Source organism: Nesterenkonia cremea, from assembly GCF_014642675.1.
Classification (GTDB): domain Bacteria; phylum Actinomycetota; class Actinomycetes; order Actinomycetales; family Micrococcaceae; genus Nesterenkonia; species Nesterenkonia cremea.
In genome coordinates, this window is the sequence record NZ_BMIS01000008.1 from 82,081 (window position 1) to 104,224 (window position 22,144).

At 67.3% G+C, this 22,144-nt stretch carries 18 protein-coding genes and 1 pseudogene; 6 read left to right on the plus strand and 13 right to left on the minus strand.

What is annotated here, in order from left to right; genetic code table 11:
- The first annotated feature begins 1 nt into the window (after position 1).
- The 5 genes from IEW85_RS09775 to IEW85_RS09795 all read left to right on the plus strand — a co-directional run bounded on the left by IEW85_RS09775 (position 2) and on the right by IEW85_RS09795 (position 5,743).
- Positions 2–808: a DUF4191 domain-containing protein gene (locus IEW85_RS09775; RefSeq protein WP_188685167.1), complete on the plus strand. Its 807-nt coding sequence runs from the start codon at positions 2–4 to the stop codon at positions 806–808.
- A gap of 195 nt (positions 809–1,003) precedes the next feature.
- Positions 1,004–1,636, plus strand: coding sequence for a 30S ribosomal protein S4 (gene rpsD, locus IEW85_RS09780; RefSeq protein WP_188685169.1), 633 nt, complete (start codon positions 1,004–1,006; stop codon positions 1,634–1,636).
- Positions 1,637–1,754: 118 nt separating this feature from the next.
- Positions 1,755–4,454: an alanine--tRNA ligase gene (alaS, locus tag IEW85_RS09785; protein WP_188685172.1), complete on the plus strand. Its 2,700-nt coding sequence runs from the start codon at positions 1,755–1,757 to the stop codon at positions 4,452–4,454.
- Complete coding sequence (ruvX, locus tag IEW85_RS09790) at positions 4,454–4,930, plus strand: Holliday junction resolvase RuvX (protein ID WP_188685174.1); 477 nt, start codon at positions 4,454–4,456, stop codon at positions 4,928–4,930. The genes alaS and ruvX overlap by 1 nt, the downstream gene beginning before the upstream one ends.
- 39 nt (positions 4,931–4,969) lie before the next feature.
- The gene (locus IEW85_RS09795) at positions 4,970–5,743 is read left to right on the plus strand and encodes a hypothetical protein (protein ID WP_188685176.1); all 774 of its coding nucleotides are present in this window, start codon (positions 4,970–4,972) and stop codon (positions 5,741–5,743) included.
- On the opposite strand, the gene IEW85_RS09800 is transcribed toward IEW85_RS09795, so the two are convergent.
- From IEW85_RS09800 to IEW85_RS09835, 8 genes and pseudogenes are all read right to left on the minus strand, one after another.
- Positions 5,698–7,989, minus strand: a complete 2,292-nt coding sequence (locus IEW85_RS09800; protein WP_229658945.1) for a RelA/SpoT family protein — start codon at positions 7,987–7,989, stop codon at positions 5,698–5,700. The two genes, IEW85_RS09795 and IEW85_RS09800, sit on opposite strands and share 46 nt — an antisense overlap.
- A 430-nt stretch (positions 7,990–8,419) precedes the next feature.
- Positions 8,420–9,346: pseudogene (gene secF / locus IEW85_RS09805) on the minus strand (protein translocase subunit SecF); the annotation flags it as partial.
- Positions 9,346–11,370 (minus strand): protein translocase subunit SecD, encoded by a 2,025-nt coding sequence (secD, locus tag IEW85_RS09810; protein WP_188685180.1) that lies wholly within the window; start codon positions 11,368–11,370, stop codon positions 9,346–9,348. The pseudogene secF and the gene secD, both read right to left, overlap by 1 nt.
- A gap of 9 nt (positions 11,371–11,379) precedes the next feature.
- Positions 11,380–11,796: a preprotein translocase subunit YajC gene (locus IEW85_RS09815; RefSeq protein ID WP_188685182.1), complete on the minus strand. Its 417-nt coding sequence runs from the start codon at positions 11,794–11,796 to the stop codon at positions 11,380–11,382.
- A 58-nt stretch (positions 11,797–11,854) separates the two neighbouring features.
- Positions 11,855–12,886 (minus strand): Holliday junction branch migration DNA helicase RuvB, encoded by a 1,032-nt coding sequence (ruvB, locus tag IEW85_RS09820; protein ID WP_188685184.1) that lies wholly within the window; start codon positions 12,884–12,886, stop codon positions 11,855–11,857.
- Positions 12,883–13,512, minus strand: coding sequence for a Holliday junction branch migration protein RuvA (gene ruvA, locus IEW85_RS09825; protein ID WP_188685186.1), 630 nt, complete (start codon positions 13,510–13,512; stop codon positions 12,883–12,885). Before ruvA ends, ruvB begins: the two co-directional genes overlap by 4 nt.
- A gap of 46 nt (positions 13,513–13,558) precedes the next feature.
- Positions 13,559–14,215 (minus strand): crossover junction endodeoxyribonuclease RuvC, encoded by a 657-nt coding sequence (gene ruvC, locus IEW85_RS09830; protein ID WP_188685194.1) that lies wholly within the window; start codon positions 14,213–14,215, stop codon positions 13,559–13,561.
- A gap of 13 nt (positions 14,216–14,228) precedes the next feature.
- Positions 14,229–14,990, minus strand: coding sequence for a YebC/PmpR family DNA-binding transcriptional regulator (locus IEW85_RS09835; RefSeq protein ID WP_188685196.1), 762 nt, complete (start codon positions 14,988–14,990; stop codon positions 14,229–14,231).
- A 137-nt stretch (positions 14,991–15,127) separates the two neighbouring features.
- Here IEW85_RS09835 and IEW85_RS09840 point away from each other — a divergent pair, with 137 nt between their 5' ends.
- Positions 15,128–17,206 (plus strand): M3 family metallopeptidase, encoded by a 2,079-nt coding sequence (locus IEW85_RS09840; protein ID WP_188685198.1) that lies wholly within the window; start codon positions 15,128–15,130, stop codon positions 17,204–17,206.
- A gap of 71 nt (positions 17,207–17,277) precedes the next feature.
- Here IEW85_RS09840 and pgsA read toward each other — a convergent pair whose 3' ends face one another.
- From pgsA to IEW85_RS09865, 5 genes are all read right to left on the minus strand, one after another.
- Positions 17,278–17,892 carry a phosphatidylinositol phosphate synthase gene (gene pgsA, locus IEW85_RS09845; protein WP_188685200.1) on the minus strand — a complete coding sequence of 205 codons (615 nt, stop codon included), beginning with the start codon at positions 17,890–17,892 and terminating at the stop codon, positions 17,278–17,280.
- Positions 17,892–18,470 (minus strand): HIT family protein, encoded by a 579-nt coding sequence (locus IEW85_RS09850; RefSeq protein WP_229658938.1) that lies wholly within the window; start codon positions 18,468–18,470, stop codon positions 17,892–17,894. The genes pgsA and IEW85_RS09850 overlap by 1 nt, the downstream gene beginning before the upstream one ends.
- A gap of 8 nt (positions 18,471–18,478) precedes the next feature.
- Positions 18,479–20,479 carry a threonine--tRNA ligase gene (gene thrS, locus IEW85_RS09855; protein WP_188685202.1) on the minus strand — a complete coding sequence of 667 codons (2,001 nt, stop codon included), beginning with the start codon at positions 20,477–20,479 and terminating at the stop codon, positions 18,479–18,481.
- Positions 20,480–20,654: 175 nt separating this feature from the next.
- Positions 20,655–21,641 (minus strand): Fpg/Nei family DNA glycosylase, encoded by a 987-nt coding sequence (locus IEW85_RS09860; RefSeq protein ID WP_188685204.1) that lies wholly within the window; start codon positions 21,639–21,641, stop codon positions 20,655–20,657.
- A 15-nt stretch (positions 21,642–21,656) separates the two neighbouring features.
- Positions 21,657–22,130 carry a ribose-5-phosphate isomerase gene (locus tag IEW85_RS09865; protein WP_188685206.1) on the minus strand — a complete coding sequence of 158 codons (474 nt, stop codon included), beginning with the start codon at positions 22,128–22,130 and terminating at the stop codon, positions 21,657–21,659.
- Positions 22,131–22,144 lie beyond the last annotated feature (14 nt).

Sequence of the window (22,144 nt, forward strand, 5' to 3'; positions counted from 1 at the left end):
TATGGCAACCGGTTCATCCTCCACTCCCCAGGTCACCTCAAAAGCCGAGGCGAAGTCCGAGCTGAAGAAGCTCAGGGCGCAGCAGAAGGCTGAGAAGCAGGCTCGCAAGTCCCGTCGCAAGGACAAGAAGAACAAGGGCGAAGGCTTCTTCGCCCGGCTGAAGCAGGTCTTCAGCATGACCCGCGAGTTCGACCCCAACATCGCGTGGTGGATGGCGCTGGCCTTCCTGGTCGCACTGGCGGTCAGCTTCGTGCTGTTCAGCGTGCTGCTGCCCTTCCACTGGATCACCGGCCTGCTGATCGGTCTGCCCTTCGGTCTGCTCGCCGCGATGATCGTGATGAACCGGCGTGCGGAGAAGGCGGCCTTCGCCCGGATCGACGGGCGCCCCGGTGCCTCTGCGGCCGCTCTGGGCACGTTGCGCCGCGGCTGGATCGTCACCGAGGATCCGGTGGCCATGAACCCCAAGACCCAGGACGCCGTGTTCCGCGTGGTCGGCAGGCCGGGCCTCATCCTCGTCTCGGAGGGCCCCTCCGGGCGAATCAAGAAGATGATCGAGAAGGAACGCCGCCGCTTCTCCCGGTACCTCCCCAATGTTCCAGTGCATGTGGTCCAGTGCGGCCGCGGCGAGGAGCAGGTGCCGCTGTCCAAGCTGACCAAGTCCATCAAGAAACTTCCCAAGACGCTGACCAAGCACGAGGTCAACGCCGTGGAGAAGCGCATCGGCGCCCTCTCCAACACCAAGCCGCCGATCCCGAAGGGTGTGGACCCTTATCGCGTGCGCCCGGACCGCAAGGCTCTGCGCGGCTGATCCCTCGCCTGCTCTGCCGATCTGGTAGAGTGGACAGCTGTCTGGCAGGCAGAAGTATGTCTTCTGTCGCAGTCATCGAGCACTCGGCAGCTCGAGCTCTCCCAGCAGATTCGGAGGCCAGGACGCAGCTGCGCGAGGTTTGGTGCCACACAGCTGCGATAAACATCGATGCCGACTGATGAAGAAAGGCACACTATGCCCACCACGCCCCTGCGCGGTCGCCGCACCGTGAAGGCCAGTCGCGCCCTCGGCGTTGCGCTGACCCCCAAGGCCCAGAAGTACCTGGACCGCCGTCCCTACGGCCCCGGCCAGCACGGCCGCACCCGCCGCAAGACCGACTCCGACTACGCAGTCCGTCTGCGCGAGAAGCAGCGTCTGCGCGCACAGTACGGCATCCGCGAGTCGCAGATGGTCCGCTACTACGAAGAGGCCAAGCGTCAGTCCGAGGGTCTGACCGGTGAGAACCTGATCGAGCTGCTCGAGTCCCGCCTCGACGCCCTGGTGCTGCGCTCCGGCTTCGCCCGGACCGTCGCTCAGGCGCGCCAGTTCGTGGTCCACCGCCACATCACCGTCAACGGCAAGCGCGTGGACCGCCCGTCCTACCGCGTGAAGCCGGGCCAGGTCATCCAGGTGCACGAGCGCTCCGAGAAGTTCGAGCCCTTCCAGGTCGCCGCTGCCGGCGCCCACCAGGATGTGCTGCCTGCAGTTCCCGGCTACCTGTCCGTGGAGATCGACAAGCTGCAGGCCACTCTGAGCCGTAGGCCCGAGCGCGCTGAGGTCCCCGTGACCTGCGAAGAGCAGCTCGTGGTCGAGTACTACGCACGCTGATCCCCTCAGCGAGCTGAGGCGAAGCCCGTCACGTCCCTCCCAGGGATGCGGCGGGCTTTGCTGTATCCACTAAGATTGTCCAGTCATCCCCCATAGCGGCAGAAGGGTCATCCCCACCATGAAGTCTGAGGACATCGCGAGCACCTGGTACGACTATTTCGTGGCCAAGGGCCACACCAAGGTGCCCTCTGCCTCATTGGTCTCCCCCGACCCTTCCCTGCTGTTCACCATCGCCGGCATGGTGCCCTTCATCCCCTACTTCACCGGCACGGAGACGGCGCCCTATGACCGGGCCGTCTCCGTCCAGAAGTGCATCCGCACCGAAGACATCGAAGAAGTGGGCAAGACCGCCCGCCACGGCACCTTCTTCCAGATGTGCGGCAACTTCAGCTTCGGCGACTACTTCAAGGCCGGCGTCATTCCCATGGCCTGGGAGCTGCTGACCAGCCCCACCGAGGGCGACCCGGAGACCGGCCTGCGCGGCTTCGGCTTAGACCCCGAGCGGCTCTGGGTGACCGTCTACCAGGACGACGACGAGGCCTTCGGCATCTGGCGCGACACTGTAGGCGTCCCCGAGGAGCGCATCCAGCGCTTCGGCCCAGAGGACAACTTCTGGAACACCGGCCAGCCCGGCCCCGGCGGCCCCTGCTCCGAGATCTACTACGACCGCGGCCCCGCCTACGGCGCCGACGGCGGCCCGGCCGCCGATGAGGACCGCTACGTGGAGATCTGGAACCTGGTCTTCATGCAGTACCGCCTCTCCTCGGTGCAGTCGAAGTCTGAGTTCGAGATCGCCGGCCCGTTGGAGAAGCAGAACATCGACACCGGTCTGGGCCTGGAGCGCCTGGCGATGATCCTGCAGGGTGTGGAGAACATGTACGAGACCGACCAGGTCCGTCCCGTCCTGGACCGCGCCCAGGAGCTGGCCGGGGTCACTTACACCTCCACCGAGGATCCCGAAGACCCGAACCACGCCACCGATGTACGCCTGCGCATGATCGCCGACCACACCCGCAGCGCCCTGATGCTGATCGCCGACGGCGTCCGTCCGGGCAACGAGGGCGGCGGCTACATCCTGCGCCGCCTGATCCGCCGCGTCATCCTGGGCATGCGCCTGATGGGCGTGGAGAAGCCGGTGCTCTCCGAGCTGATCGCCGTCTCCCGGGACGCGATGAAGGGCGTCTACCCGGAGGTGGAGGCCAACTTCTCCAAGATCGCCCAGGTGGCCGAGCGTGAGGAGCAGGCCTTCCTGCGTACCATCTCCGCCGGCACGGAGCGCCTGGAGTCGGCCGTGTCCACGGCGAAGTCCTCCGGCGCACCGCTGGACGGCGCAGACGCCTTCGCACTGCACGACACCTACGGCTTCCCCATCGACCTCACCCTGGAGATGGCCGCAGAGGCCGGCGTCGCCGTGGACGAGAACCGCTTCCGCGAGCTCATGACCGAGCAGCGCGAGCGTGCCCGCGCCGATGCCAAAGGCAAGAAGTCCGGCCACGCCGACACTGAGATCTACCGTCAGCTTCTGGCCGACACCCCCACTCACTTCACCGGCTACACCGAGCACACCACCGAGTCACACATCCGCGGCCTGGTGGTCGACGGCGAATCTCGCGACCGTGCCGCAGCCGGTGATGAGATTGAGCTCATCCTCGACGCCACCCCGTTCTACGCGGAGGCAGGCGGTCAGGCCCCGGACACCGGGCGAATCACAGGCGACGGCTTCGAGATCGAGGTCACAGACGTCCAGTCCCCCATCAAGGGACTCTCCGTGCACCGCGCCCGCGTGGTCTCCGGTGAGGTGCCCGCCGGTGCTGAGGCGTGGGGCGCCATCGACCTGCGCCGCCGCCTGGACGCCCAGAAGGCTCATTCGGCCACCCACATCATCCACGCGGCCCTGCACGATGTGCTGGGACCGGAGGCCGTCCAGGCCGGCTCCTTCAACAAGGAGGGATACCTGCGCTTCGACTTCTCCGCGGCGGAGGCCATGAGCGAGGGAGCCCGCCAGGAGCTGGAGGAGATCTCCAACCTGGCCATCCGCGACAACCACGAGGTCGACACCCAGGTCATGGGCCTGGAGGAGGCCAAGAAGCTCGGCGCCATGATGCTCTTCGGCGAGAAGTACGGAGATGAGGTGCGCGTGGTGGAGATGAACGGCCCCTGGTCCCGTGAGCTCTGCGGCGGCACCCACGTCTCCAACACCGCCGAGATCGGCACGCTGGCCCTGCTCTCCGAGGCCTCCGTGGGCTCGGGCAACCGCCGCGTGGAGGCGCTGGTGGGCATGGACGCCTTCCAGCACTTCGCCGCTGAGCGCACCCTGGTCAACCAGCTGACCGAGATGCTCAAGGTACCCGCCGATCAGGTGCCGGACCGCATCTCCTCCACCCTGGCCAAGCTCAAGGAGACCGAGCGCGAGCTGGAGCGTCTGCGGGCCGAACAGCTGCGCGCCAAGGCCGGAGAGCTGGTCAGCCAAGCCGTGGACGCCGCCGGCGTCGACGTCCTCGCCCATCACGCCGGAACCGTCTCCGGGGCCGATGATGTGCGCAATCTGGCGATGGACCTGCGCGGACGCTTCGGCTCCCGCGCCGCAGTGGTCGCCGTGGCCGCAGAATCCAAGGGCCGCCCCCTGATCGTGGTGGCCACCACGGAGGAGGCCCGCGCTGAGGGCGTCTCCGCAGGTGACCTGGTCAAGCAGGCCTGCGGCGTGCTCGGCGGCGGTGGAGGCGGCAAGCCGGACATCGCCCAGGGCGGCGGGCAGGACGCCTCCAAGATCGCTGAGGCCCTCGACAGCCTGGTCTCCACCGTGCGGAACCGCGGCTGATGGCTCAGCGCGCCGGTGTGCGGCTCGGCGTCGACGTGGGCGATGCCCGCGTCGGCCTGGCCGCCACGGACCCGGATGCCCTGCTGGCCACTCCGGTGATGACCCTGCGCCGGGACCCCAATAAGGGCTCGGATCTGCGGATGCTCACCAAGATCGTGGCCGACCGTGACGCCGCGGTCATCTATGTGGGGCTGCCGCTCTCGCTCTCCGGTGCAGAGACCTCGTCCACGCAGAAGGCCCGCGACTACGCCGCACAGCTCGCACAGCGGCTCGCAGACGCCGAGCTGGAGGCCGAAGTGCGCCTGGTGGATGAGCGGCTCTCCACGGTCTCTGCAGCAGTTAAGATGCGGACCTCCGGCGTGGAGTCCAAGGATCAGCGCGACCGGATCGACCAGGCCGCGGCCGTCGAGATACTGGAGCATGCCCTGGAGATGCGCCGCACCCGAGGCGTGGAGCCCGGCCGGGCTTGTGGATAACTGCGGGCAGCATCGGCCCGACTGCGTCATGCTGGGAGCATGACCAGCACTGATCCCTTCGCAGATCTGTACCGCCCGGATGGGCTCTTCCGCTCCGAGGAGCTGCAGATCATGGCCAAGGAGGGCTCGCTGCGGCATGTCCTCGCCGATGTCTATGCGGCCTCAGGCCGCCCCGATACGGCTACGCTGCGTGCCCGCGCGCTGAGACTGCTCCTGGCCCGGACGGAGAGCCCGGGCGTGGCCCTCTGCGGAGAGACCGCGGCCTGGATCCACCTCGGAGCCCCGCGCCCGGAGCGGCTGACGCTCTGCGCCGAAGGATTCCTGCGCCACCGGCCCAGCCTGGACCTGCAGCGGCAGATCCATCAGGTCACCCTCTTGGACACTGAGATCACCGCTGTGGACCATCTGCCGGTCACCACTGTGCTGCGCACAGCGGTGGATCTCTTCCTGGGCATCGGGACAGTGGGAAGCCGAGGTGCCGTGGACAAAGCGGCCCGGCAGCAGGCCTTCTATCGGACAGAGGTCAGCTATTGGCCGCGACGCACGCCTTCCTGGAGCCCGGATGAGCATGTGGAGGCACTCCACGACGCCGATGTGGCCGCCTGGACGCGCAGGATCGGCACGCTGGGTCAGCTGATCACCGCGCTGGAGAGCCGCGGTACGGTCCGGGAGAGGATCGCTGAGGAGATCATGGCGGTGCGCTCACGCAGCTTCCACCGCAGCCAGGCCACCGATGAGCACCGGGAACGCATCATCGAGGCGCTGGATCACTCCGCCTCGCGGCGCTTGCCCACAGTCCTGTACACGTCATAGACGCCGTCGATGCGGCGCACCGAGTTCAGCACATGGTTGAGATAGCGTGGGTCCCCCATCTCGAAGGAGAAGCGGGAGATGGCCACGCGGTCCCGGGAGGTCTGCACGCTGGCCGAGAGGATGTTCACCTGGGATTCTGCCAGCACCCGGGTCACATCGGAGAGCAGGGACTTGCGGTCCAGGGCCTCCACTTGGATCTCCACCAGGAAGACCGAGGACTTGGTGGGCGCCCACTCGACTTCCACCAGGCGCCCGGGCTGGTCCCGGAGCTGCTGGACGTTGCGGCAGCCCGAACGGTGCACTGAGACCCCCTGGCCGCGCGTGACGAAGCCTTCGATCTCATCCGGCGGAACCGGGGTGCAGCACCGGGCCAGCTTCACCAGGACGTTGCCGGCCCCCTTGACGATGACCCCGGCGTCGGAATACTGGCTCGGCGCGGAGCTGGGCTTGGTGATCGGAGTGGTGTCATGCTCCTCGGATTCCTCCTCCTCCGGCTCGAAGAGGGCGGTGAGGTGCTCGATGACGTTCTGCGTGGAGACATGGCTGTCGCCGATGCCCGCATAGAGTCCGGAGATGTCCGAGTAGTGCAGCTGCTGGGCGACCTCGCTGAGGACATCCGGGTTCATGACCTTCTGCAGCGGGAGGTTCGATCTGCGGATGGCCTTGGTCAGATCATCTTTGCCGCGCTCCACGGCCTCTTCACGGCGTTCCTTGCTGAACCACTGGCGGATCTTATTGCGCGCCCTGGCGCTCTTGACGAACTGCTGCCAGTCGTTGCTGGGACCGGCGCTCTCGGCCTTGGAGGTGAAGATCTCCACCCAGTCGCCGTGCTGCAGCTCGGAGTTCAGCGGGACGAGCTTGCCGTTGACGCGGGCTCCGATGGTGCGATGCCCGACGTCGGTATGGATGGAATAGGCGAAGTCCACAGGCGTGGAGCCCGCCGGAAGGGCCATGACCTCGCCCTTGGGCGTATAGACGAAGACCTCTTTGGCGTTGATCTCGTAGCGCAGCGAGTCCAGGAACTCGTCCGGGTCCTTTGTCTCGGACTGCCAGTCCACCAGGGACCTCAGCCAGCCGATGTCCTCTGTGGCCTGAGACTGCTGCGTGGTGGCCCCACCGGTGGAGCCGCCGGCGCCGACCTCCGGTGCGCCCCCGTCCTGCGGTGCCTTCTGCTTATACTTCCAATGCGCCGCCACACCGTATTCGGCCCGACGGTGCATCTCATAGGTCCGGATCTGGATCTCCACCGGTTTGCCCTGGGGACCGATCACGGTGGTGTGCAGCGACTGGTACATGTTGTACTTCGGCATCGCGATGTAGTCCTTGAACCGCCCCGGCAGCGGGTTCCATCGCGCATGCAGAGTGCCCAGTGCGGCATAACAGTCCCGGACCGAGTCCACCAGGACACGCACACCCATCAGATCGTGGATGTCGTCGAAGTCCTTACCCCGGACGATCATCTTCTGATAGATCGAGTAGTAGTGCTTGGGCCGGCCGGTGATGGTGGCGGCCAGGCTGGCCCCGTTGAGATCATCGGCGATGGTCTGGCGCACCTCGGAGAGGAACTTCTCACGCTGCGGGGTCCGCTCCCCCACCAGACGGACGATCTCCTCATACACCTTGGGATAGAGCGCTGCGAAGGAGAGGTCCTCCAGCTCCCATTTGATGGTGTTCATACCCAATCGGTGAGCCAGAGGGGAGAAGATCTCCAAGGTCTCTTTGGCCTTCTTCGCGCTCTTCTCGGCCGGCACGTAGCGCCAGGTCCGCGCATTGTGGAGGCGGTCGGCCAGCTTGATCATCAGCACGCGGATGTCCTTGGCCATGGCCAAGACCATCTTGCGCACCGTCTCAGCCTGGGCGGCGTCGCCGAACTTCAGCTTGTCCAGTTTGGTGACCCCGTCGACGAGCAGGGCGATCTCCTCGTCGAAGTCCGAGGTCAGCTGCTCCAAGCTGTACTCGGTGTCCTCCACGGTGTCATGCAGCAGTGCGGCGGCCAGCGTGGAGCCGTTCAGGCCCAGTTCGGCCAGGATGGTGGCCACGGCCACCGGGTGGGTGATGTAGGGATCACCGCTCTTGCGCCGCTGATCGCGGTGGTGGAACTCGGCGATCTCGAAGGCCCGCCGGATCAGTGGGAGGTCCTGATCGCGGCCGCTGGAGCGCACGGCCCGCAGCAGCGGTTCCAGCAGCGGAGACTCGCCGTCCGCCGAGTCCCCGACGACGCCGACAGCACGCGCCCGCCGCGTCACCGGCGGGGACGGTGGCGTAGCTGCCGAGTGCGAGACGGCCTGGGCGGACGCGTCATTCACCAGTGCGGACCTACTTCCTTCCGAAACTGTTCACCGTGCTGTTCACCAGCGAGGTGTGTCCGCAATTGTAACGCCGAAAGGGTCCTTACGAAGATTCGCGCGACGAGCCGATGCCGGAGTCGTCCCCAGAGTCATCGGCGTCGGGCGCCTCCACGGGCACTGCGGCCGGATCCGAGCTCTGGATGACCAGCTGCCACTGGTCCTCCTCCTCGAGCTCGTCCTCCTCCGGCTCCGGCTCGGGCAGCGGCGGGAACGGCACAGGCCTGCCGTCCTGCAGCGGAGTGCCGGAGGCGGTGATCACCGGGGTGATGCCGGCCAGCTCGAAGCGCTCCTCACGCAGTGCCAGGACCTCTTCGGTGTGCTCGGCAAAGTCGCGGCGACGGATGAGCGCGTAGAGCGGAGCCTGGACGAAGATGGTCGCCACAGTGCCCACGATGATGCCCACGAACAGCGACAGTGCGATATCTCGCAGCGTGCCGGCACCCAGCAGCCAGGAGCCGATGAACAGGATGGAGCCCACCGGCAGGATGCCCACCACGGAGGTGTTCACCGAACGCACCAGCGTCTGGTTCACCGCCAGATTGGTCCGTTCAGTGAATGTCTGGTCCTGCTGTCTCTCCAAGGGATCCAGGTTCTCTCGGATCTTGTCGAAGACCACCATGGTGTCGTACAGCGCATAGGACAGGATGGTCAGGAAGCCGATGATCGCGCTCGGGGTGACCTCGAAGTCGGTGGCCGCGTAGACGCCCACTGTGGTCACCACCACGAAGCCCAGGCCGGCGATGGCGGCCAACGACATCTTCCAGGTCCGGAAGTAGAAGGCCATGTAGAGGGCGACCAGGACAATGAAGATGACCAGGCCGAGCATCATCTGATCGGAGACGTGCTCGCCCCAGACCGGGCCGATGAAGGTGGAGGAGACCTGCTCGGCGGTCACGCCGTAGCCCTCGGTCAGCCCTTCGGCCACATCCAGGGTCTCCGTGTCGCTGAGCTCCTCGGTCTGGACCCTGACGGTTCCCGGCGCCACATTGGTCACTGTGGCCTCCTGGCCGGTGACCTCGGAGACCACGTCCTCACCGATGGCGATATCGGTGTCCTCGGTCTGCGAGACGGTGAACTCTGAGCCGCCGGTGAATTCGATGCCCAGGTTGAAGCCGCCGCGGAAGAACGGGATGGCCACAGATATCAGGACGATCAGTCCCGCCAGTGCGAACCACAGCTTGGACTTCTGGATGAACGGATAGGCGCGCTCCCCGGTATAGAGCTGATTGCCTGCCTTGGCGAATCCTGCTGCCATCAGCGGGCCTCCTCTTCCTCGTCGGCCTCTAAGGCGCCGGGACCGGCCTCAGCCTGCTTCCGTGCTGCCTGCTCGCGCGCCCTGCGCCGCTCAGCGATGGTCATCTTGGCCCACTCCTCTTCGGAGATGTCGGGCACGGCCTCGAGGCGATCGGCGGCGGCATGCTCACCGCGACGCCGGCGCTCCTGGGCCCGCTCCGCCGAGCGTTCCTCCGCCGTGGCTCGATCGGTGACGTCATCCTCCGCGGAGGACTCTTCCTCTCCAGCCTCTTCAGACGTGGCCGCTCCCACCGCTGAGGGGTCGGAGTAGACCACATCGCGCCGGGCGAAGCGTCCGCGGCCGCGGTAGAGCACGTCCACGCCCAGCTCCTTCTCCGAGAGGCCGGAGAATCGCTTGCCCGCGGCGAAGAACTTCCGCCGCGCGAGCACCTGCATGAGCGGGTGGGTGAACAGGAAGACCAGGATCACGTCGATGATCGCCGTCAGGCCGAGGGTGAAGGCGAAACCTCGCACATTGCCCACGGCCACCAGGTAGAGCACCACGGCGGCGATGATGTTCACGGCCTTCGAGGCCAGAATGGTGCGCCGCGCGCGGGCCCAACCGGACTCCACCGCGCCGGCCAGGGATCTGCCTTCGCGCAGCTCATCCTTCACACGTTCGAAGTAGACGATGAAGGAGTCGGCGGTCAGACCGATGGAGACGATGAGTCCGGCGATGCCGGCCAGGGAGAGCCGATAGCCCTCGGACCAGCCCAGCAGGGCGATGGCCCACCAGGTGAGCAGACCGGCGACCACCAGCGAGGTGATGGTCACCAGGCCCAGCGCACGGTACTGGAAGAGCGCGTAGGCCGCGGTGAGCACCAGACCGATCACACCGGCCAGCAGACCCATGCGCAGCTGATCCTCACCGAGGGTGGCGGAGATCTGCTCCTCAGACTCGATCTCGAAGCTGATGGGCAACGAGCCGTAGCGCAGCTGCTCAGAGAGGTTCCGTGCCTCCTCCTCAGTGAAGTTGCCGGTGATCTGCGCGTTGCCGTCAGTGATCGGCGCGTTCATGCTCGGGGCCGAGATGACCTGGCCGTCCAGCATGATCGCGAACTGGTTCCGCTCACCCTCCAGGGCGTTCAGGCGAGTCGAGGAGTCCGCGAACTCCTCCCGGCCCTCGGCGTCGAAGCTGAGGTTGACCGCCCAGCCTCCGGTGGAGATGCCCTGACCGGTCTGCTCCATGCCGAAGTCGGCGTCGTCGATATGGGTTCCAGGCACATCCACCGGGCCCAGCAGGTACTTCATACCGCTGTCCGGGTCGCAGGCGATGAGCGGCTCGGCCGGATCGGCCGCAGCCCGCTCCTCCATGCTGACCTCGCGGGAGCAGGTGTGGTTCTCGAAGTCCGCGGCCAGCTCCTGGGTGACCCAGTTGGGGTCGGAGTTGTCCTGGGGCTCGCCCTCAGGCTCCGGGAAGTCCTCGGGCTGGGCGGAGTCGCCCTCCTCCTGGGCGGCCTCCTGCTGCTCGGCGTCCTCGCCATCCTGCGCAGCGGCATCTTCCCCCTCAGGAGCGGCCTGCTCGTCCTGGTCAGCGGTGCCCTCGAGCTCCTCGTCCTGGGCGGCCAGCTCCTCCATGTAGTCCTCGTCCTGGCTGATCTGCAGCACGGGACGGAACTCCATATCGGCCGAGGCCTGGATCAGCTCGCGGGTCTCCTCATCGGGAGTGCCGGGCATGCCGACCACGATGTTCTGCGCACCCTGAGTGGTGATCTCAGCCTCGGACACACCGGTGCCGTCCACGCGCTGACGGATGATCTCGACGGCCTGCTCGAGCTGCTCGTCGTCGACCTCTCCCTCACCCTCGTCGAGCTGGGGAGACAGGACCATCTGCGTGCCGCCCTCGAGGTCGAGGGCCAGCAGCGGCGCCCATTGGGCCTGACCCTGCTGGACACCGTAGGTCAGCAGTCCGCCCATGCCGAAGAGCAGGACGAGCAGACCCGTGAGGGCTATGCGTGCGCGCGCCACCGGTGAGGTCCTGGCCATGAGGGGCTCTTACTTCTCCTGGCCGGCGGTGGGATCCTCGTGGCTGGGATCCTCCGGGCTCACGGCGGGCTCGATGATGTGCTGGACGGCAGCGACCTGGAAGTCGGCACGGTCGCCCGAGGAGAACTCCAGGGTCAGCCGCTGACGCTCCTCGTCGCGGGCCACGACCGTTCCGATCATGCCGCCGGCGGTCATGACCTCAGCGCCGACCACAGCGGAGCTGACCGCCGCCGCCTGGGCGTCGCGCATCTTCTTGCCGCGGCGGAAGGTCATCACCATGAAGACCAGCATGATACCGAGCAGAGCCAGCATGAAGAACTCGCCGCCACCGGCTGCTCCTCCGCCTCCTCCGGCGAGGATCTGAGCATCGGTGAAATGGGCGTAGAGGGGATCGATCACAGGGTTGAGCCAATCTGTCTGTGTCACGGACTTAGGGGGGGGTGTTCTCCAACGATTCAGGGTATCAGCCGATTCCCTGAGCTCCTCAGCCGCCGGACCTCTCCTCAGGGACAGGCACAGGCAGCCCGAGATGCTCCCAGGCGGCATCGGTGGCGATGCGCCCACGCGGGGTCCGGGCCAGGAATCCTTCCCGGACCAGATAGGGCTCGGCCACCGTCTCAACGGTCTCAGTCTCCTCGCCCACCAAGATGGCCAGCGTGGAGAGCCCCACCGGTCCCCCGCGGAATTTGGTGCACAGCGCCTCCAACACGGCGCGGTCCAGGCGATCCAGGCCGCGACGATCCACCTCATAGGTGTCCAGGGCCTCGGAGGCCGCGCTGCGCCCGACATCCTCCACGCTGTGGACCAGTGCCCAGTCGCGCACGCGGCGCAGCAGTCGGTTGGCGATGCGGGGCGTGCCGCGGGATCGGGAGGCGATCTCCGCGAAGCCCTCAGTGGAGACGGACACGTCCAGCATGGCGGCCGAGCGGCGCAGGACCAGCTCGAGCTCCTCGGTGCTGTAGTACTCCAGGTGCCCGGTGAAGCCGAAGCGGTCGCGCAGCGGACCGGGCAGCAGGCCGGCGCGGGTGGTGGCGCCGACCAGGGTGAAGGGCGGAAGCTCCAGTGGGATGGAGGTGGCCCCGGCACCCTTGCCCACGATGATGTCCACCCGGAAGTCTTCCATGGCCATATAGAGCATCTCTTCGGCAGGGCGGGACATCCGGTGGATCTCGTCGATGAACAGGACCTCTCCCTCGGTGAGCGAGGAGAGGATGGCCGCCAGGTCCCCGGCGTGCTGGATCGCGGGCCCAGAGCTGATCCGCAGGGGTGCGTTCATCTCGCCGGCGATGATCATCGCCAGCGTGGTCTTGCCCAGACCGGGCGGACCGGAGAGCAGGACATGATCTGATGCCGCACCGCGCAGCCGCGAGGACTCCAACACCAGCGAGAGCTGTCCGCGCACCGTCTTCTGGCCCACGAAGTCGTCCAGGGCTTTGGGACGCAGGGCCGCCTCCATGGCCTTCTCCTCGGCAACGGGAGAACTGCCCACCAGTTCGCGCGGGTCCTCTGTGCTCATCGGCCGCCTCCAGGCCCTCCGAGGGAGCGCAGCGTGTGGCGCAGGACCTCGGAGACGTCCTTGCCGGCCAGCTCAGGCTCAGCCTCCAGGACTTTGTCCACCGCGGTCTTGGCGTCCTTCTCCGTCCAACCCAGGGAGGTCAGCGCCTCACGCACCTGATCCACGGTCTCGTCCTGCGGGGCAGGCTGTGCGGCGGCGGGATCGGCAGAGACCTCCACCTGCTCGATGACCAGCTTGCCAGCCAGCTCCAGCAGGATGCGCTGGGCGGTCTTCTTCCCGATGCCCGGCACTTTGGTGAAAGCGGCGGTGTCCGACTCGGTGATGGCCTGACGGACCTCTGCCGGAGTGTGCACGCTCAGCACAGCCAGGGCCAGCCGCGGCCCGACCCCGGAGATGGAGAGCATCGTGGTGAAGATCTCCCGCTCCCCCACATCGGCGAAGCCGAAGAGCAGCGGCGCATCATCCTGCCGGGGCACGAAGCTGGTCTGCAGGCGCGCCTCGGAGCCCACGCGCAGCTGCCCCAGGGTCTGGGCCGTGGCGGTGACCTCGAGCCCGAATCCGGAGACCTCCACGACGGCGTGGTCGAGGGCCACATGGAGGACTTCACCGCGGATCGAAGAGATCATCACTCACCTAACAGCCGGAGCATCAATTAGAACAGACCTTCGAATACTAACGCACCCCGCGCTCGGCCTCCCGCCAGGCACGCTGGGCGGGTGTCAGAGCGGCCTTCTGCTTCTCGGCCGCCTTCTGCAGGGACGTTCGAGCTCCCTGGTGCGTGCGTGTCCCCGCGGACATGTCGAAGCGCGCCCCGATGCCGGAGCGCCAGGCGTGGCAGATGGCCACGGCATAGGCATCGGTGGCGTCCACCGGTTTGGGCAGACCCGGCAGCTTCAGGATGCGCTGGACCATGCGGGCCACTGCGTCCTTATCCGCGCCGCCGTCGTCGGTGACCGCCGCCTTGATCTCCGAGGGGGTGTGCCAGGCCACCGGGATGCCGCGCGCCGCGGCGGCCGCGATCACCACTCCCGAGGCCTGGGCGGTGCCCACCACAGTGGGCGCATTGGCCGAGGCGAAGACCCGCTCGACGGCCAGGACGTCCGGCGCGTAGCTGTCCAGCAGCTTCGCGGCGGCGCGCTGGATGGCCAGGATCCGCACGGCGAGGTCCTGATCCGAGGAGGTCCCCTTGACCTCCACATGCACCGACTCGCCGGTGCGGTTGCGGTTCATCTCCACCACGGCGAAGCCGCAGCGGGTGAGCCCCGGGTCGACTCCCAGGATGCGCTGTGCGACCAGGGAGCCACCCGCCGAGCCGGAGACCGGAACCATCTGGCTGCCCCGCTCAGCTCTCGGCGTCGAGCGCGGCCAGGGTCTCCTGACTCAGGTCCGCGTTGGTGTGGATGGCCTGGACGTCGTCGAGGTCGTCGAGGGCATCGTGGAGCTTCAGGAACTTCTTGGCGTCGGCCAGCTCCAGATCCACCTTGATGTCGGAGATGAAGGCGACCTCATCGGAGTCGTACTCGATGCCGGCCTCCTCCAGTCCGGAGGTCACGGCCCGCAGATCGCCGGGCTCGGCCTGGACCTCGAAGCGGCTCTCCTGCTCCAGGACATCCTCGACGCCGGCCTCCAGCACGGCGGCCAGGACGTCGTCCTCGGTGAGGCCCTCGGCGTGCGGCACAGTCACCACACCCTTGCGCTGGAACATATATGCCACCGAGCCCGGGTCGGCCACAGTGCCGCCCGAGCGGGTCACCGCAGTGCGCACGTCGGCGGCGGCACGGTTGCGGTTGTCGGTGAGGCACTCCACCAACAGGGCGGAGCCGGCGGGGCCGCGCACCTCGTAGGTGATCTCTTCGTACTCGACGGAGTCGCCGGTCAGACCAGCACCGCGCTTGATGGCGCGATCGATGTTGTCGTTGGGCACCGACTCCTTCTTCGCCTTGGAGACGGCCAGATCGAGTGCCGGGTTGCCGGCGGGGTCGGGCCCGCCGTTGCGTGCGGCGACCTCGATCTGTTTGATGTAGCGCGCGTTGATCTTGGCGCGCTTGGCATCGACAGCAGCCTTGCGGTGCTTGGTGTTGGCCCATTTGGAGTGGCCGGCCATAATTCTCCTCGTGTCTGTCTGCGACGTGACGCTTCAGCGCCGCTTCCCTGGAGCAGAAGCGCCCACGGCGCTGAAAGTTGTCTGAAACAACTGTTCGTTACTCTGCTTCCAAGACTATCGGAGAGAGAGGCCTTCACGTGGCAGCTGAGCTTGACTACGGATATCCGGATCCCGCACTGCACACCGCCGCACAGGGAGACGGCACAGGGCAGTGGCGCGATGACCGCTGGGTTCCCCAGACCCGTGAGGGGCTTGATGCCCACCGGGCGGAGATCGAGGCCATCGCCGCCGATCCGTCTCCGGCCACCGTGGAGAACACGCTGCGCCCCCTCGGCCGGGCCGGTGCCCTGCTGCACCGCACCCAGCGGGCCTTCTCCTGTGTGTACTCCGCCGACGCCGATGAGGTCCGCCGCTCGGCGCGCAGCACTCTGGCGCCGGAGCTGGCCGCCCATCAGGACTTGCTGCGGCTGCACCCTGGGCTGCATGCCCGGCTCACCGAGCTGCACGACAGGATCGCCCGGGATGAGACTCCGGCGAGCCCCGAACAGCGGTGGTTCCTGGAGCAGGAGCTGCAGGCGGCCGATCTGGCCGGCGCCGGCCTGGGACCTGAGCAGCAGGAGTCCCTCCGCGCTCTGAACCAGGAGCTCTCCTGCGAGGAGACCGCCTATGGGCAGCTGCAGAACCACGAGGCCGCCCAGGCCGCCGTCCATGTCACGGAGGAATCGGCCCTGCGCGGTGTGCCCGCCGCCCAGAAGGAGGCGCTGGCCCAGGCCGCACGCGAGGTCGGATACGACCGGGGCTGGCTGCTCACGCTGACCATGCCCGTCCAGCAGGGGCTGCTGAGCTGGCTGGAAGACCGGACCACCCGTGAACGCCTGCACCGAGCCTCCATCGCCCGTGGCTCCCTGCCGGGTGAGGACGGGCGGACCACCCGGCAGATCGGAGCGCGGATCGCCGTGCTGCGAGCCCGCCGCGCCCAGCTGCTGGGCTTCGAGAATCACCTGGAGTCGGTGCTGCCCGGACGCACCGCTCCGAACCGGTCCAGCATCGAAGAGATGCTCGGTCGGATCGCCTCCGGCTCTGCAGCGCGGCTGGCCGATGAGATCGGACGGATCGCTGAGGCGGTGCGCCGGGCCGAGCCTGAGGTGCAGCAGCTGGAGCCCTGGGACATCAGCTTCGGTCAGCAGCTGGTGGAGTCAGCTCGGCAGGATGATCGCACCGATGACGACGCCGAGGGCAAGGGCAGCGCTGGAGGGGTGCCGCCGGAGTCCGCACTGCAACGGGTCTTCCACGCCGCCGGCCAGGTCTACGGGATCAGCGTGGTGGAGCGCGAGGACCTCCCCGGCTTCGCCCCCGGCGCACGAAGCTTCGAGGTCTTCGAGGGCACAGCCGGGACTCCCGGCACCGGGATGGGGCTGTTCCTGCTGGATCTCTATGCGCGGCCCACCAAATCCGGCGGCGCCTGGATGAACTCCTTCTCCGTGGCCTCCAGCCTGACCGGCACACGGCCGGTGGTCATCAACTGTCTCAACGTCACTCCGGCCGCGCCCGGGGCTGAGACGGTGCTCAGCGACGATGAGATGCGCACCCTGTTCCATGAGTTCGGCCATGCCCTCCACGGGCTGCTGGCCCAGGCCGAGTTCGAGGAGCTATCCGGCACGGCGGTCCCCCGGGACAACGTCGAGTTCCCCTCCCAGGTCAACGAGATCTTCCAACATCTGCACAGCGGCGAGCTGGAGCAGCCGGGGCGCACTCGTGCCGAGGAGGAGCTCTGGGGAAAGGGGCTGAGCACCTTCGAGCATGTGGCCGCCGTGGTGCTGGACCTGGCCTGGCATACGCTGAGCCCAGAGCAGGCCGAGGCCGCCGCTTCAGATCCCGAGGCCTTCGAGCAGGTGGCTCTGGACGCCTGGGGGCTGGACCATCCGCTGGTCCCACCGCGCTACGGCAGCGGCTTCTTCAAGCACATCTTCGCCGGATCGGGATACGCCGCCGGCTACTACTCCTACCTCTGGGCCGAGGCCTTGGCCGCCGACGCGGCCGAATGGTTCCGCGAGGAGGCAGCGGCGGGCCGGCTCATCGAGGCTGGCCGGCACTTCCGCCGGGAGCTGCTGGCCCGCGGCAACACGCGGGATCCCTACGAGTCCTACCGGTGCGCCGTCGGGAGGCAGCCGCAGACCGAGCCGCTGATGCGCTCGCTGGGACTGCAGCCGGTGTGAGCCTCGCCCCTCGTTCAGCGGAGAGCCCCGCTGAACCCAGCGTAGCTCAGCGGGGCTCAGTTCAGCCCAGCTCAGCGGGGCGACTCCAGCGACTGGCGGTAGACGCTGACCATCCGCTGGATCACCGTGACCAGCGAGGCCGCGGCCAGCAGACTCAGCACAGCCAGGAGAACCTCAGGCGCCAGGCCCAGACCGGTGAATCCGGTGAAGACCAGGGTCAGCACCATCCGTTCGGGCCGTTCGGCGATGCCGCCCTGGGCCGTATAGCCCAGCGACTCCGCCTTGGCGCGGACATAGGAGACCAGCCCGCCCAGCAACAGGCACAGCGAGGCGACGACGCCGAGCCATACATGCTCTCCCCCGGTGAAGAACCAGACCAGCAAGCCCAGGAAGACAGCGCCGTCCTGCATGCGGTCCAGAGTGGAGTCCAGAAAGCTGCCCAGTACGGAACCATTGCCGCTGATCCGCGCCATGAGGCCATCGATCAGATCGGAGAAGACGAAGAGTGTGATGAAGACGGTGCCCCAGAAGAGCTCACCCATCGGATAGAAGATCAGCGCACCGGCGCAGACGCCCAACGTTCCGATCACGGTGACCGCGTTGGGCGTCAGGCCCAGCTTCAACAGACCTTTGGCGATGGGGGTGAACAGTGCGACGAAGAAGGCCTTGGCATAGCGGTTGAGCATCAGCGCTCCCCCTGCCGCTCTGCCGTGAACTCAGCCTCGGCCTCGGGCCATGCCTCGGAGAGCAGCTGATGGGTCTCCCCCAGCGTCTGGGACATGTTCTTGGTCTGAGCGATGATCGGCAGGAAGTTGCCGTCTCCTCCCCAGCGCGGCACCACATGCTGATGCAGATGTGCGGCGATGCCGGCCCCGCCGACTTTGCCCTGGTTGATGCCCAGGTTGAAGCCGCCGGGGGCCGCCACGCTGCGCAGGACTGTCATCGCCACCTGGGCCAGCCGGGTGAACTCCTCACTCTCGGCCGCGCTCAGATCGGTCAGATCCGGGACGTGCCGGTACGGGCAGACGAGCAGGTGCCCGGGGTTATACGGGTAGAGGTTCAGCAGCACGAAGCAGCGCTCACCGCGGTGGATGATCAGCGAGTCGGCGTCGTCGTGGTCCGGAGCCTCACAGAACGGGCAGTCCGAGCGGCTGGTGACCTGGTCCTGGCCGCGCTTCAGGTACGCCGTGCGGTGGGGGTTCCAGAGCCGTTGGAAGGCATCGGGAACCCCGGCCGGCGCAAACTGCTGCTCCTCGTCCCCCACTGCTAGCTTCAGGCTTCCTTGTTCCGGATGGCGGTCAGGATGCGCTCCACGGCCTCGTCCACCGGGATCTGGTTGTCCTGGCTGCCGTCGCGGAAGCGGAAGGAGACCGCATCGGCCTCGGCGTCCTCCCCGCCTGCGATCAGCACGAACGGGATCTTGTCCTTCGAAGCCGTACGGATCTTCTTGGGGAAACGGTCGGAACCGTCGTCGAGCTCGGCGCGCACACCGGCGGCCTTGAGCTTCTCGATGACCTCTCCCAAGTAGTCGTTGAAGGGCTCGGCCACCGGGATGCCACGCACCTGCACTGGAGCCAGCCAGGCCGGGAACGCACCGGCATAGTGCTCCAGCAGGATGGCGAAGAAACGCTCGATGGAGCCGAAGAGCGCACGGTGGATCATGATCGGGCGCTGGCGGGAGCCGTCCTCGGCCGTGTACTCCAGCTCGAAGCGCTCGGGCAGGTTCGGGTCCACCTGCACAGTGGAGAGCTGCCATTTGCGCCCGATGGCGTCGGTGATCTTCAGGTCGATCTTCGGGCCGTAGAAGGCGGCCTCACCGGGGATCTCGGTGAGCTTGAGGCCGGAGCTGATCGCCACATTGCGCAACGCCTGGGTGGCGGAGTCCCAGAAGTCGTCCGAGCCCACCCACTTGTCCTTCTCGTCGTCGCGCAGGGACAGCTCGAGCTCGAAGTTCTCCAGCCCGAAGTCCTGCAACAGGGAGACCACGAATTCGACGACCTTGGTGACCTCCGCCTCCAGCTGGTCGGGGCGGACGAAGAGGTGCGCATCGTCCTGGGTGAAGCCGCGCACGCGGGTCAGTCCGTGCAGTGCGCCAGAGCGCTCGTTGCGGTAGACGGTGCCGTTCTCAGCGAACCGCAGCGGCAGCTCGCGGTAGCTGCGTCCACGGTCCTTGTAGATCAGGATGTGCATGGGGCAGTTCATGGGCTTGAGGTAGTAGTCCTGGCCCTGCTTGGTGACGTTGCCGTCCTCATCCACCTCCTCATCCATGGAGATGGCCGGCCACATGTCGTCCTTATAGTTGGCCAGGTGCCCCGAGGTGGCGAAGAGGTCCGCCTTGGAGATGTGCGGGGTGTAGACGTAGGTGTAGCCGGATTCCAGGTGGCGCTGGCGTGCGTGCTGCTCCATGAGGCCGCGGACCAGGCCGCCCTTGGGGTGCCAGACGGAGAGGCCGGAGCCGATCTCCTCGGGGAAGCTGAACAGGTCGAGCTCACGGCCCAGACGGCGGTGGTCGCGGCGCTCGGCCTCGGCCAGGCGCTCCTTATAGGCGACCAGGTCCTCCTTGGTGGGCCAGGCGGTGCCGTAGAGCCGCTGCAACTGCGGGTTGGTCTCCTTGCCGCGCCAGTAGGCACCGGCGGCGCGCATCACAGCGAAGCCGTTGGCGATGAGCTTGGTGGAGGGCACATGCGGCCCGCGGCAGAGATCTGCCCAGACGCGCTCTCCCTTGCGGTCCACGTTGTGGTAGACGGTGATGACGTCGCCGCCGACCTCCACGGAGGCGCCCTCGGCGGTCTCACCGCCGGACTCGCCCAGCAGCTCGAGCTTATAGGGCTCCTCGGCCATCTGGCGCTTGGCCTCATCGGTGTCCACGACCTCGCGCTCGAAGGTCTGGCCGGACTTGATGATCTTCTGCATCGCCTTCTCGATCTTCTTCAGATCCTCAGGTGTGAAGGGCTCCTCCACGTCGAAGTCGAAGTAGAAGCCGTCGGTGATGTAGGGGCCGATGCCCAGCTTGGAGCCGGGGAAGAGCTGCTGGACGGCCTGGGCCATCACGTGGGCGGTGGAGTGGCGCAGGACGTTGAGGCCGTCCTGTTCGGTGATGTCCACCGACTCCACGGCGGCACCGGCAGGGATCTCGCGGGAGAGGTCCCACAGCTCGCCGTCCACGCGCATGACCACCGCTGTGGCCTCCTGGGCGAAGAGTGTGGTGCCTGTGGTGCCCGCCTCAAGGGTCGTGGATGAGCCGTTGAGGGTGATGCTGATGTTCTCGGACACGGGGCGTGCTTCTCCTCGCTCGGGTGGTGCGTCGGGCCGTCCGCTGCGGACGGTGCGATTCTACGGGACTGTTCAGGATCAGCGGACATCGACGCCGACGAGCGGGCAGCGGGCCGTTCACACCCAGGTCTGCGCAGCTGCTGAACAGCTGCCTCAGCGGCACCGCTGCGGCAGCTCAGCCGGTCTGGCAGCCGGGGCACCAGTACAGGCGCCGGCCCTGCAGCTCCCGCATGGCGATGGTCTCCCCGCAGCGCAGGCAGGGAGTGCCCTGGTGCTGATAGACGTGATGACGGCGCTCGACATCGCGGACTCGCCCGGCATAGTAGTCATGAGTGAGCCCGGCCCGGGCATCGGTGCTCCTGACGGCCGCGGAGCCCCCGACGCCGTCACTCTCCTCGCCGTCAGCTTCCTCAGGTCGCAGCGTACGGATGACACCTTCGGCCACGCCGTGGCGCAGCTGCTGGGTGAGCCGGCTCCAGAGCGCCTCCCCCTGTTCGCGGCTGATGCTGCTGGAGGGGGTATCCGGTGAGATCTCCTCCAGGAAGAGGGACTCGGCCCGGTAGATGTTCCCGACGCCGGCGATCACCGCCTGGTCCATCAGCGCGGCTCCGATGCTGATCCGACGCCGCGAGATGTTCTGCAGGAACTGCTCACGGCCCTGCGGATCCCAGCCGCCCTCAGGCTGGCGCAGCGGGTCTGGCCCCAGCCGGCGGATGACCTTCTCATAGTCGATGGCGGTCAGCACCGCACAGGTGGCCGGTCCACGCAGATCGGCCCAGCCGTGCTGGCTGCGGATCCTGGCGCGCACCGCACCCTGGGGCGCCTCGGGGATTATCCACCCGGCGTCGTCGTATTCGGGCTGAAGCTGCTGAGCGGCGGCACGCGGGGCGCCCAGCGTCAGGGCGGTCTCCCCCTGGGTGAACTGCTCATCCCCACTGAAGCTGAAGGCTCCGTAGAGCCCCAGGTGGACCTGCCAGATATCCGCGCCCACGTGGATGAACAGGTGCTTCCCCCAGGCCTGAGCGCGGTCCGGTGTGCGTCCGTCCAAGCGGGCCGCGCCGGCGTCGAACCGTCCCTGCGGGGAGCTGACCTTCCAGGGTCGGCCCACAAAGAGCCGATCGATCTGCCGGGCGAGCCGGTGCAGCGTATGTCCTTCAGGCATAGCGAGCCGAGGGCCTCAGTCGAGGATCTCGCCGGTCTCCTCGTAGTGGGCGATCTTGCCGATGCGGCGGGTGTGCCGCTCGTCCTCGCTCCACGCGGCGGTCAGGAAGGCCTCCACGAGGGCGGTGGCCTCCTGAAGAGAGTGTTGGCGACCGCCCAGGCCGACCACATTGGCGTCATTATGCTCGCGCGCCAGACGTGCGGTGTCCAGGCTCCAGGCCAGCGCCGCCCGAACGCCGCGGACCTTATTGGCCGCGATCTGCTCGCCGTTGCCGGATCCGCCGAGCACGATGCCCAGGGAGTCGTGCCCCTCGGCACGCTCCGCGGCCACCGCCTCGGCCGCCTTCAGGCAGAAGCCTGGGTAGTCGTCCAGAGCGTCATATTCCTGCGGACCGTGATCGACCATCTCGTAGCCCTGGGCGCTGAGGTGCTCGACCAGATGGGCGGAGAGCTCCATTCCGGCATGATCAGTGGCGATGTGGACGCGCATAGTCGGCGAAGTTC

Coding starts and splice junctions, on each gene's coding strand:
- secD (WP_188685180.1), bottom strand. CDS start 11,370: ATGGCCAGGACCTCACCGGTGGCGCGCGCACGCATAGCCCTCACGGGT.
- ruvA (WP_188685186.1), bottom strand. CDS start 13,512: ATGATCTCTTCGATCCGCGGTGAAGTCCTCCATGTGGCCCTCGACCAC.
- alaS (WP_188685172.1), top strand. CDS start 1,755: ATGAAGTCTGAGGACATCGCGAGCACCTGGTACGACTATTTCGTGGCC.
- IEW85_RS09865 (WP_188685206.1), bottom strand. CDS start 22,130: ATGCGCGTCCACATCGCCACTGATCATGCCGGAATGGAGCTCTCCGCC.
- pgsA (WP_188685200.1), bottom strand. CDS start 17,892: ATGCTCAACCGCTATGCCAAGGCCTTCTTCGTCGCACTGTTCACCCCC.
- rpsD (WP_188685169.1), top strand. CDS start 1,004: ATGCCCACCACGCCCCTGCGCGGTCGCCGCACCGTGAAGGCCAGTCGC.
- IEW85_RS09835 (WP_188685196.1), bottom strand. CDS start 14,990: ATGGCCGGCCACTCCAAATGGGCCAACACCAAGCACCGCAAGGCTGCT.
- ruvC (WP_188685194.1), bottom strand. CDS start 14,215: ATGGTTCCGGTCTCCGGCTCGGCGGGTGGCTCCCTGGTCGCACAGCGC.
- IEW85_RS09795 (WP_188685176.1), top strand. CDS start 4,970: ATGACCAGCACTGATCCCTTCGCAGATCTGTACCGCCCGGATGGGCTC.
- ruvX (WP_188685174.1), top strand. CDS start 4,454: ATGGCTCAGCGCGCCGGTGTGCGGCTCGGCGTCGACGTGGGCGATGCC.
- IEW85_RS09775 (WP_188685167.1), top strand. CDS start 2: ATGGCAACCGGTTCATCCTCCACTCCCCAGGTCACCTCAAAAGCCGAG.
- IEW85_RS09860 (WP_188685204.1), bottom strand. CDS start 21,641: ATGCCTGAAGGACATACGCTGCACCGGCTCGCCCGGCAGATCGATCGG.
- ruvB (WP_188685184.1), bottom strand. CDS start 12,886: ATGAGCACAGAGGACCCGCGCGAACTGGTGGGCAGTTCTCCCGTTGCC.